This window comes from Mesorhizobium sp. (assembly GCF_004962925.1).
GTDB lineage: Bacteria > Pseudomonadota > Alphaproteobacteria > Rhizobiales > Rhizobiaceae > Mesorhizobium.
Window position 1 is genome coordinate 1 of sequence record NZ_SUEO01000214.1, and the last position, 10,874, is coordinate 10,874.

The following is a 10,874-nucleotide window of genomic DNA, read 5'->3' on the forward strand; positions in this document are numbered from 1 at the left end:
ACACCGGCTCGCTGGCCCTGGGCGGCCTGATCGGCACGGTGGCGGTTGCCACCAAGCACGAGATCGTGCTGGTCATCGTCGGCGGCCTGTTCGTCGTCGAGATCCTGTCGGTCATCATCCAGGTCGGCTATTTCAAGATGACCGGCAAGCGCGTGTTCCTGATGGCGCCGATCCACCATCATTTCGAAAAGCTCGGCTGGACCGAAAGCCAGGTGGTGATCCGCTTCTGGATCATCGCCGTCATCCTGGCGCTGGTCGGCCTGTCGACCTTGAAACTCCGATAGGAGGCCGCGTGATCCCCGCCGCATCCTTTGCAGGCAAGCGCGTTTCGCTCTTCGGGCTCGGCGGCTCGGGGGTCGCCACGGCGCGCGCGCTCATCGAGGGCGGGGCGGACGTGCTGGCCTGGGACGACAATCCCGCCAGCGTCGCCAATGCCGCGGCCGTCGGTATCACGACCAGCGATCTGCGCGGCGCCGACTGGGCGAAATTCTCCGCCTTCGTGCTGTCGCCCGGCGTGCCGCTGACGCATCCCAAGCCGCACTGGACAGTGGAGCTGGCGCGCGCTTCAGGCGTCGAGATCATTGGCGACATCGAGCTGTTCTGCCGCGAGCGGACGTTGCTGGCGCCGGCGGCACCCTTCATCGCCATCACCGGCACCAACGGCAAATCGACGACCACGGCGCTGACGGCGCATATCCTGAAATCGGCCGGCCGCGACACGCAGATGGGCGGCAATATCGGCCGCGCGGTGATGACACTCGATCCGCCGGAGCCCGGGCGGCACTATGTCGTGGAATGCTCGTCCTACCAGATAGACCTGGCGCCCTCGATCAATCCGACCGCCGGCGTGCTGCTCAACCTGACGCCGGATCATCTCGACCGTCATGGCACGATGCAGCACTACGCCGCGATCAAGGAACGACTGGCGGCTGGCAGCGAGACGGCAATCGTCGGTGTCGATGATTCGTGGTGCGCCCAGCTCGCCGACCGGCTGGAGCGCGCCGGCCGGCACGTCATCCGGATTTCCAAGCGCCTGCCGCTGACAGACGGCTATTTCGCCGATGGTACCGATCTGATGGAAGCGGTGCATGGCCGGTATAGCCGCGTTGCCTTTCTCGAAGGCATCGGCTCGCTGCGCGGCCAGCACAATGCGCAGAATGCGCTGGCCGCCGTCGCCGCCTGCCTCAAGGTCGGGCTCGATCTGGGCGAGATCCAGTCGGGGCTGGAGAGCTTTCCCGGGCTGGCGCACCGTATGGAGCAAGTCGGCCGCAAGGGCCATGTGCTGTTCATCAACGATTCCAAGGCGACCAATGCCGATGCGGCAGCGCCCGCACTGTCCAGCTTTCCGCGCATCTACTGGATCGCCGGCGGATTGCCGAAGGAGGGCGGCATCGAGCCGTTGCGCGGCCTCTTTCCGCGCATCGCCAAGGCCTATCTGATCGGCGAGGCCGCACCAGCCTTCTCGGCGACGCTCGGCGAGGCGGTGCCCTACGAGATATCAGGCACGCTGGCCGCGGCCGTCGAGCATGCCGCAAGCGATGCGGCCAGGGATGATGACAACGGCGAGGTGGTGGTGCTGCTTTCGCCGGCCTGCGCCAGTTTCGACCAGTTCAAGAATTTCGAAGTGCGCGGCGAAGCCTTCAGGCAAGCTACGAGCACCATTGATGGCGTGAAGCTCATCGGAGGGACACGATAATGCAAAGTCGTCTCGACAAAAGCCCGGTTGCCACCTGGTGGTGGACGATCGATCGCTGGTTCCTGGCTGCGTTCCTGTCGCTGATGGGGCTCGGCATCGTGCTGTCCTTCGCGGCGAGCCCGGCGGTGGCCCAGCGCATCGGCCTCGACAGTTTCCACTTCGCCACACGGCAGATCATCTTCACCATTCCCGCTCTTGGCGTGATGCTGGCCGTCTCCTTCCTGGAATCGCGGCAGATCAGACGCATGGCGCTACTAATGCTGTGCGTCACGCTGCTCCTGATGGTGGCGGTGCTCTACATCGGCGTCGAGGTGAAGGGGGCGCGGCGCTGGGTGTCGCTTGCCGGCCTGTCGATCCAGCCGTCGGAATTCCTGAAGCCGGCCTTCGTCGTCATCTGCGCCTGGCTGTTTGCCGAACACAAGCGCCAGCCCGACATTCCCGGCAATCTGTTCGCCATGCTGCTGCTTGCCCTCGTCATATCGCTGCTGGTGGCACAGCCTGATTTCGGCCAGACCATGCTGGTGCTCGGCACCTGGGGGGTGATGTTCTTCATGGCTGGACTGCCTTGGCTGTGGATCATCGCGCTGGGCGCTGCCGGCATCGGCGGCGTGTTTGCCGCCTATACGGTGTTCCCGCATGTCGCCGGCCGCATCGACCGCTTCATGACCGGCGAAGGCGATACGTTCCAGGTCGACATGGGCCGCGATGCGCTGATCAACGGCGGCTGGTTCGGCGTCGGGCCGGGTGAGGGCACCGTCAAGCGGGTCATACCCGACAGCCATGCCGATTTCGTCTTCTCGGTGGCCGGCGAGGAGTTCGGACTGATCATGTGCTTCTTCATCATGACCATCTTCGCCTTCATCGTGCTGCGCGGGCTCAGCACCGCGCTCAAGGAGCAGGACGATTTCACACGCTATGCGGTTGGCGGCCTGGTCACGGTTTTCGGCCTGCAGTCGGTCATCAATATGGCCGTCAACCTGCAGCTGATGCCGGCCAAGGGCATGACTTTACCGTTTATCTCCTATGGCGGCTCCTCGCAGATCGCCATCGCAATCTCGATGGGAATGGTGCTGGCGCTGACGCGCAAGCGGCCGGAAAAGCGCAAGCAGTTGGGCTTCGCACCATCGCAGCGCGCCATGCCGGCGGAGTGAAATGTCGAGGGGCGTTATCCTACTGGCGGCTGGCGGCACGGGCGGGCATCTCTTCCCGGCCGAGGCGCTGGCACATGAGCTGACCAGGCGCGGCTGGACGGTGCATCTGGCCACCGATGACCGCGCCGAGCGTTTTGCCGGCCAGTTTCCGGCCGCAGGCATCCATCCGATCCAGTCGGCAACCATCGGCTCGAAAAATCCTTTTGCCGTGCTCGCCGCCTTCTGGAAAATCTGGGGTGGCGTGCGGCAGGCGTCCGCCGTGATCGGCCGGATCAGGCCCGCCGTCGTAGTCGGTTTCGGCGGCTATCCGACGCTGCCGCCGCTCTATGCGGCGACGCGGCGCAAGGTGCCGACGCTGATCCACGAGCAGAACGCGGTGATGGGGCGCGCCAACCGGGCGCTGGCCGGTCGCGTCGATGCCATTGCCGGTGGGTTTTTGCCGGAAGATTCAAGCGCTGCAGGCGTCAAGACGGTGACCACAGGCAATCCGGTCAGGCCGCAATTGCTTGAGGCGGCGAAGACGCCCTATGCAGCGTCTACGGGCAAGCAGCCGTTCCGGTTTCTGGTGTTCGGCGGCAGCCAAGGCGCACAGTTCTTTTCCGATGCCGTGCCGGCGGCGGTTGGACTGCTTTCCGACGCACAACGCAAGCGGCTTGATATCACGCAGCAAGCCCGCGCTGACGATGTGGAGCGGGTGAAGGCGGCCTATGCCGCCCTCGGTGTCGAGGCTGAGGTGTCGCCCTTCTTTACCGACATGGCGGCGCGCATGGCTGCGGCGCATCTGGTGATGTCGCGGTCCGGCGCATCGACCGTTTCGGAAATCGCGGTGATCGGCAGGCCGGCGCTGCTGGTGCCCTATCCGCACGCGCTCGACCACGACCAAGCGGCCAATGCCGCGGCATTGGCCGCGGCAGATGGCGCCGAAGTGCATCCGCAATCCACGCTTTCGTCCGAGCGCATCGCCGCGCTGATTGGTACTCTGATGGACAATCCGGAGCGGCTGACCACTATGGCCGCGGCGGCGAAATCGGCCGGAAAACCGGACGCGGCACGGTTGCTCGCCGATCTGACAGAGGCTATTGCGTCGAAGAAAAGCGTATCGGAATTCAGGAAGGAGACGCACGCATGAAGATGCCGCAGACGATCGGCCTTGTGCATTTCATTGGCATTGGCGGTATCGGCATGAGCGGAATCGCCGAGGTGCTGCACAATCTCGGCTACAAGGTGCAAGGGTCCGACCAGGCCGACAGCGCGAATGTGCAGCGGCTGCGCGACAAGGGCATCGAGTGCTTTGTCGGCCATCACGCCGATAATGTCGGCGATGCCGAAGTGGTTGTCGTCTCGACGGCGATCAAGAAATCCAATCCGGAGCTGAAGGCCGCGCGCGAGAAATTGCTTCCCATCGTCCGTCGCGCCGAGATGCTGGCCGAACTGATGCGCTTCCGCCAGGCGGTGGCCATCGGCGGCACGCATGGCAAGACGACGACGACCTCGATGGTGGCGACGCTGCTCGAAGCCGGCGGGCTCGATCCGACCGTGATCAATGGCGGCATCATCAATGCCTACGGCACCAATGCCCGCATGGGCGACGGCGAATGGATGGTGGTCGAAGCCGACGAGAGCGACGGCACCTTCCTGAAGCTGCCGGCCGAGATTGCCGTCGTCACCAACATCGATCCTGAGCATCTCGACCATTACGGCTCCTTCGACAAGGTGCGCGAAGCCTTTCGCCAGTTCGTCGAGAACGTGCCGTTCTACGGTTTCGGCGTCATGTGCACCGACCATCCTGAGGTGCAGGCCCTGGTCAGCCGCATCGAGGACCGGCGCGTCATCACCTATGGCGAGAACGCGCAGGCCGACGTGCGTTTCACCAACCACCGCATGGACGGCCCGACCTCGGAATTCGACGTGGTGATCCGCGACCGCAAGACCCGCGGCCAGTCGACGATCGCAGGTCTGCGCCTGCCGATGCCCGGCCGTCATAATGTCTCCAACGCGACGGCGGCGATCGCCGTCGCACACGAGCTCGGCCTTTCGGCCGAGGCGATCAAGAAGGGCCTGTCGTCCTTCGCCGGCGTCAAGCGGCGCTTCACCCGTACCGGTTCGTGGAACGGCGTCGAAATATTCGACGATTACGGCCATCACCCGGTCGAGATCACGGCGGTTCTGAAGGCGGCGCGCGATGCCACCAGGGGCCGCGTCATCGCCATTGCCCAGCCGCATCGCTTCACCCGGCTGCATGATCTGTTCGATGAGTTTTCCGTCTGCTTCAACGATGCCGACACGGTGATGGTGGCGCCGGTCTATGCTGCTGGCGAAGAGCCGATCGACGGGGTGACGTCCGAGGCACTAGTGTCGCGCATCCGCTCCGGCGGCCATCGCGACGCGCGCTACATCGAAGGGCCCGCGGCGATTGCGCCTGTTATCCGCGACCTGGCGAAACCAGGCGATTTCATCGTCTTCCTCGGCGCCGGCAACATCACGCAATGGGCTTACGCGCTGCCCAAGGAACTCGGCGGGACGGCCTCATGATGCGCGGCCAGGCATTGATCGACAAGCTTGGCGGCCGGCTTGCCGGCCTGCGCGGCCGCATCACGCCCAATGCCGAGATGGACAAGATCACCTGGTTCCGCGCCGGCGGACTGGCCGATGCACTGTTCCAGCCGGCCGACGAGGACGATCTCGCCGCGTTCCTGAGAGCGGTGCCCGAAGAGATACCGCTGACCATCGTCGGCGTCGGCTCGAACCTGCTTGTCCGCGACGGTGGCATTGCCGGCTTCGTCATCCGGCTTTCGGCCAAGGGTTTTGGCGAAGCCGAAGTGATTGCGCCGACCACGATCAAGGCGGGGGCCGCCACGCCCGACAAGCGCGTTGCGGCCGTTGCCTACCAGGCCGGTATCGGCGGCTTTGATTTTTACCACGGCATTCCAGGCGCCATTGGCGGCGCGCTGAGGATGAACGCCGGTGCCAATGGCGTCGAGACGCGCGAGCGCGTCGTCGAGGTGCGGGCGCTCGACCGCAAGGGCAATGTGCATACGCTGAGCAACGCCGATATGGGCTACGCCTATCGCCATTCCGCAGCACCTGCCGGGTTGATCTTCACATCGGCCGTGTTCGAAGGCGTTTTGGAAGACAAGACCGCGATCAAGGCGGCGATGGATGCCGTCCAGCACCATCGCGAGACGGTGCAGCCGATCCGCGAAAAGACCGGCGGCTCGACTTTCAAGAATCCGGAGGGCACCTCGGCCTGGAAGGAGATCGACAGAGCGGGCTGTCGGGGGCTGATGATCGGCGGCGCGCAGATGTCGCCGATGCATTGCAACTTCATGATCAACACGGGAACCGCGACCGGCTACGACCTCGAATATCTCGGCGAGACCGTGCGCACGCGTGTGCTCGAAAAGTCGGGCATCCGGCTGCATTGGGAAATCAAACGCATCGGCAATTTCCGGCCGGGGCACGAGGTCCAGGAGTTCCTGGGACAGTTGCTCTAAAGACTCACAACACAGTTTTCGCTGCCGTTTTTGCGGAAAGTGAATCTCTCGGAATCGTAAGGACTTGCCAGCGAATCAACTCTCTGATTCTCTGCCCTGAAGCGTTTCCTGATTTGAGTCGTTTCGACGCGTCACCAGCGTTTTCCGTCCGGGGCAACCGATGGGAGAGTCTGGAGGCGATGTTGCGAAAATCATGGGAGCAGAGACTGCTCCGAGCGTTTGAGTGTGTGACCCTTTCCGGGGCGCGTGAGATGCAGACCCGCCGTGAAAGGGCCCGCCGTGAGAGGGAATGACGGGAAATGAAAAGCAAGCACGTGGCCGTCCTTCTGGGTGGATTCTCGTCCGAGCGGCCCGTGTCTCTGTCTTCGGGGAATGCCTGTGCCGATGCGCTCGAGAAGGAAGGCTACCAGGTCACTCGCGTCGACGTCTCGCGCGATGTCGGATCGGTGCTGGCCGAGCTCAAGCCCGATGTTGCCTTCAATGCGCTGCACGGCCCTTTCGGCGAGGACGGCACCATCCAGGGCATCCTCGAATATCTTGCCATTCCATATACCCACTCAGGCGTGCTCGCCTCGGCGCTGGCGATGAACAAGGAGCAGGCCAAGAAGATCGCCAAGTCTGTCGGCATCCCGGTTGCCGAATCGAAGGTGGTCAATCGCTTCGACATCCAGAACAAGCATCCGATGAAGGCGCCCTATGTCGTCAAGCCGGTCAATGAAGGGTCGAGCTTCGGCGTCGTCATCGTGCATGAAGGCCAGTCGCATCCGCCACAGATCATCGGTTCGTCCGACTGGAAGTATGGCGATACAGTCATGGTGGAGCGCTACGTGCACGGACGGGAATTGACCTGCGCGGTGATGGGCGATGTGGCGCTCGGTGTCTGCGAAATCATTCCGACCGGCCATTCCTTCTACGACTATGATTCAAAATACGTCGCGGGCGGATCAAAACACGAATGCCCTGCAAAAATTTCACCGAATATTTACCAAAAAATACAGACACTGACGCTCAAGGCTCACCAAGCTATCGGCTGCCGGGGCGTTTCCCGGTCGGACTTCCGTTATGATGATCGACACTCCGAGAACGGCGAAATTGTCTGGCTCGAAGTCAACACTCAGCCGGGCATGACGCCGACATCCTTGGTGCCTGAAATCGCTGCGCAGGCGGGACACTCGTTCGGCGATTTGTTGAGTTGGATGGTGGAGGACGCTTCGTGTCTGCGTTGAGGTGGGGACAGGGCAAGGGGAAGGGCGCGGCCGGGCCGACGCTGTTCGGTGTGTCGTTGTCGTTCGACCATTTCGTGCTGCCGCGTCTGCTTCGCCGGCCGGCGCGCGTGCTGGCGCGTCTGGGCGAGGACGACTTCGAGGTGCCGCCGTTTTCCGCAGCCATCCTGTCGGCGGCGCTGCTCGTATCGGGCAGTGCCTATGGAGCCTATCTCGGCGGACATGTCGACGGTATTGTCCAGGGCGTCACCGCCCGCAGCGGGTTTGCCGTCGACCAGATCAAGGTGGTCGGCAACCGCGCAACCTCGGAGATCGATATTCTCGACAGGATGCAGCTCGATGGCTGGACGTCGCTGATCGGCTTTGATGCCGAAGCCGCGCGGGAACGCATCGCCACGCTGCCCTGGGTCGAGGTTGCGGCGGTGCGCAAGGTCTATCCGCACACGCTGGAGGTGCGCATCGAGGAGCGTGAGCCCTTTGCGCTCTGGCAGCAGGGCAGCGAGCTTTCCGTCATCGAGCGGTCCGGCGCCGTGATCGCGCCATTCTCCGGCGGCAAGCAGTCGCTGCTGCCGCTGATCGTCGGCACCGGCGCGCCAGCCAAGGCGCCGGATTTCCTGGCCAGGATCAAAAAATATCCAGAGCTTGCCGCGCGGGTCAAAGGCTATATCCGCATCGGCGAACGGCGTTGGGACCTGAAGCTGGAGAACGGCATCACGGTCAAGCTTCCCGAGGATGGCGAGGACCAAGCGATCGCCGATCTGGTCAGGATGGACCACGAGAACGGGCTGCTGACGCGCGACATCGCCGCCGTCGACATGCGCCTTTCCGATCGCCTCGTCGTCCAATTGACGCCGGAAGCGGCGACGCAGCGCCAGGCCGCGCTCAACGAAAAGCCGAAAATGCCGAAGCGCAAGGCGGAGACGAAGATATGAGCTGGCTTGGCGGCAACAGCGATGCCTCGTCGCGCCGGTCGGGCATCATGACGGTGCTGGACGTCGGCTCGAGCAAGGTCTGCTGCGTGGTGGCCAAGCTCAAGCCGCGTGAGGACGGCAATCTGCTGCGCGGGCGCTCGCATCGCATCCAGGTGATCGGTATCGGCCACCAGAAATCGCAAGGCGTGAAATCGGGCGTCGTCATCGATCTCGACAGGGCCGAGCACGCCATCCGCCTTGCCGTCGATGCCGCCGAGCGCATGGCCGGCCTGACCGTCGATTCGCTGATCGTCAACATGACGGCCGGCCGGCTGGAGAGTGAAAGCTTCTCGGCGACCATCAATCTTGGCGGCCATGAGGCCGATGAGGCCGACATCAAGCGTGTGCTTGCCGCCGGCGCTAAGCAGGCGCTGCGGGCCGAGCGCGAGGTGATCCATTCGCTTCCCGTCGGCTTTTCGCTGGACGCCGAGCGCGGCGTGCGTGATCCGCGCGGCATGGTTGGCGACCAACTCGGCGTCGATATGCATGTGCTGACGGGTGACGCGGCGCCCTTGCGCAATCTGGAGCTTTGCATCAACCGTTCGCACCTGTCGGTCGAGCGCATGGTGGCGACGCCCTATGCCAGCGGCCTTGCCGCACTGGTCGACGACGAGCTCGAAATGGGCGCAGCCTGCATTGACATGGGTGGCGGCACCACGACGATCTCGGTCTTTTCGGAAGGCAAGTTCGTCCATGGCGACGCCATCGCCATCGGCGGCAACCACGTCACGCTGGACATGGCCAAGGGGCTGTCGACGTCGCTCGACGCCGCGGAGAGGCTGAAAGTGATGCATGGCTCGGCCCTGCCCGGCAGTGTCGACGACCGCGATCTGGTCTCGATACAGCCGATCGGCGAAGACGGCGAGGTGCCGCTGCAGATACCGCGTTCGGTGATGACGCGCATCATCCGGGCGCGCATCGACGAGACGCTCGAACTGTTGCGCGACCGGCTCAACAGGTCCGGCTACGGCAACGCCGTCGGCAAGCGCGTCGTGCTGACCGGCGGCGCCAGCCAGCTTTCCGGCTTGCCTGAGGCGGCACGCCGCATTCTCGGACGCAATGTGCGCATCGGCCGTCCGCTCGGCGTGGCGGGCCTGCCCGAGGCAGCCAAGGGGCCGGCTTTCTCGACGCCGGTCGGGCTTCTGATCTATCCGCAGATGGCGAATTTCGAGAGCCATCCGGCGAAAGGAATTTCTGGTCTCAGGATGACCGGAACGGGCGGAAAACTGCATCGGATGAGTCAGTGGTTGAGAGACAGTTTTTAAATTGACGGGGACAGCCCCATAGGCGGCCGCAGCGGCGAAGCGGCGGGAAAGGCAAAGGACGGAGACAATGACCATCAATCTGCAGAAGCCGGACATCACCGAGCTCAAGCCGCGTATCACCGTGTTCGGTGTCGGCGGCGGCGGCGGCAATGCCGTCAACAACATGATCACCGCCGGCTTGCGCGGCGTCGAGTTCGTGGTGGCCAATACCGATGCGCAGGCGCTGACCATGTCCAAGGCGGATCGCCTGATCCAGCTCGGCGCGCATGTCACCGAGGGCCTGGGTGCGGGATCGCAACCGGAAGTCGGGCGCGCGGCGGCGGAGGAATGCATCGACGAGATCGTCGATCATCTCTCCAACACCCACATGTGCTTCGTCACTGCCGGCATGGGCGGCGGCACCGGCACGGGGGCCGCGCCGGTCGTTGCACGTGCCGCCCGTGAGAAGGGGATTCTCACCGTCGGCGTCGTCACCAAGCCGTTCCATTTCGAAGGCCAGCGCCGCATGAAGACGGCGGATCTGGGCATCGAGGAATTGCAGAAATGCGTCGATACCCTCATCGTCATCCCCAACCAGAACCTGTTCCGGCTGGCCAATGACAAGACGACCTTCGCCGACGCTTTCGCCATGGCCGACCAGGTGCTCTATTCCGGTGTCGCCTGCATCACCGACCTGATGGTCAAGGAAGGGCTGATCAACCTCGACTTCGCCGACGTCCGCTCGGTCATGCGCGAGATGGGCAAGGCGATGATGGGGACGGGCGAAGCTTCCGGCGAGGGCCGCGCCATGGCCGCCGCGGAAGCCGCGATCGCCAACCCGCTGCTTGACGAGACCTCGATGAAGGGCGCCAAGGGCCTGTTGATCTCGATCACCGGCGGCCGCGACCTGACCCTGTTCGAAGTCGACGAAGCGGCGACCCGCATTCGCGAGGAGGTCGACCAGGAAGCCAACATCATTCTGGGTGCGACGTTCGACGAGGATCTCGAAGGCGTTATCCGCGTCTCGGTGGTTGCGACCGGCATCGACAAATCGGCAGCAGAAATCGCTGCCGCGCCGATCGCCATCCGCACGGC

General features: G+C 64.0%; 9 protein-coding genes and 1 pseudogene. All 10 read left to right on the forward strand.

Annotated features, from left to right (window positions below; all coding sequences use genetic code 11):
• Nucleotides 1-284: pseudogene (gene mraY, locus E5W87_RS29235) on the forward strand (phospho-N-acetylmuramoyl-pentapeptide-transferase); the annotation flags it as partial.
• Nucleotides 285-292: 8 nt separating this feature from the next.
• Nucleotides 293-1,696 (forward strand): UDP-N-acetylmuramoyl-L-alanine--D-glutamate ligase, encoded by a 1,404-nt coding sequence (gene murD, locus E5W87_RS29240; RefSeq protein ID WP_292405478.1) that lies wholly within the window; start codon nt 293-295, stop codon nt 1,694-1,696.
• Complete coding sequence (ftsW, locus tag E5W87_RS29245; protein ID WP_292405481.1) at nt 1,696-2,847, forward strand: putative lipid II flippase FtsW; 1,152 nt, start codon at nt 1,696-1,698, stop codon at nt 2,845-2,847. Before murD ends, ftsW begins: the two co-directional genes overlap by 1 nt.
• Before the next feature lies 1 nt (nt 2,848).
• Nucleotides 2,849-3,976: an undecaprenyldiphospho-muramoylpentapeptide beta-N-acetylglucosaminyltransferase gene (murG, locus tag E5W87_RS29250; protein ID WP_292405484.1), complete on the forward strand. Its 1,128-nt coding sequence runs from the start codon at nt 2,849-2,851 to the stop codon at nt 3,974-3,976.
• Nucleotides 3,973-5,379, forward strand: coding sequence for a UDP-N-acetylmuramate--L-alanine ligase (gene murC / locus E5W87_RS29255; RefSeq protein WP_292405488.1), 1,407 nt, complete (start codon nt 3,973-3,975; stop codon nt 5,377-5,379). Before murG ends, murC begins: the two co-directional genes overlap by 4 nt.
• On the forward strand, nt 5,376-6,341 hold the full coding sequence (gene murB, locus E5W87_RS29260) for a UDP-N-acetylmuramate dehydrogenase (protein WP_292405491.1): 966 nt from the start codon (nt 5,376-5,378) through the stop codon (nt 6,339-6,341). Before murC ends, murB begins: the two co-directional genes overlap by 4 nt.
• A gap of 299 nt (nt 6,342-6,640) precedes the next feature.
• On the forward strand, nt 6,641-7,567 hold the full coding sequence (locus tag E5W87_RS29265) for a D-alanine--D-alanine ligase (protein WP_292405495.1): 927 nt from the start codon (nt 6,641-6,643) through the stop codon (nt 7,565-7,567).
• Entirely contained in the window at nt 7,555-8,496 is a 942-nt protein-coding gene (locus E5W87_RS29270) for a cell division protein FtsQ/DivIB (RefSeq protein ID WP_292405498.1), read from the forward strand. Before E5W87_RS29265 ends, E5W87_RS29270 begins: the two co-directional genes overlap by 13 nt.
• The gene (ftsA, locus tag E5W87_RS29275) at nt 8,493-9,800 is read left to right on the forward strand and encodes a cell division protein FtsA (RefSeq protein WP_292405501.1); all 1,308 of its coding nucleotides are present in this window, start codon (nt 8,493-8,495) and stop codon (nt 9,798-9,800) included. Before E5W87_RS29270 ends, ftsA begins: the two co-directional genes overlap by 4 nt.
• Nucleotides 9,801-9,867: 67 nt before the next feature.
• The coding region (ftsZ, locus tag E5W87_RS29280) for a cell division protein FtsZ (protein WP_292405504.1) at nt 9,868-10,874 on the forward strand (1,007 nt) is incomplete at its 3' end.

Excerpts from the sequence above, each read along its gene's own strand:
- ftsW (WP_292405481.1), top strand. The coding sequence starts at position 1,696 with ATGCAAAGTCGTCTCGACAAAAGCCCGGTTGCCACCTGGTGGTGGACG.
- murG (WP_292405484.1), top strand. The coding sequence starts at position 2,849 with ATGTCGAGGGGCGTTATCCTACTGGCGGCTGGCGGCACGGGCGGGCAT.
- murC (WP_292405488.1), top strand. The coding sequence starts at position 3,973 with ATGAAGATGCCGCAGACGATCGGCCTTGTGCATTTCATTGGCATTGGC.
- murB (WP_292405491.1), top strand. The coding sequence starts at position 5,376 with ATGATGCGCGGCCAGGCATTGATCGACAAGCTTGGCGGCCGGCTTGCC.
- E5W87_RS29265 (WP_292405495.1), top strand. The coding sequence starts at position 6,641 with ATGAAAAGCAAGCACGTGGCCGTCCTTCTGGGTGGATTCTCGTCCGAG.
- ftsA (WP_292405501.1), top strand. The coding sequence starts at position 8,493 with ATGAGCTGGCTTGGCGGCAACAGCGATGCCTCGTCGCGCCGGTCGGGC.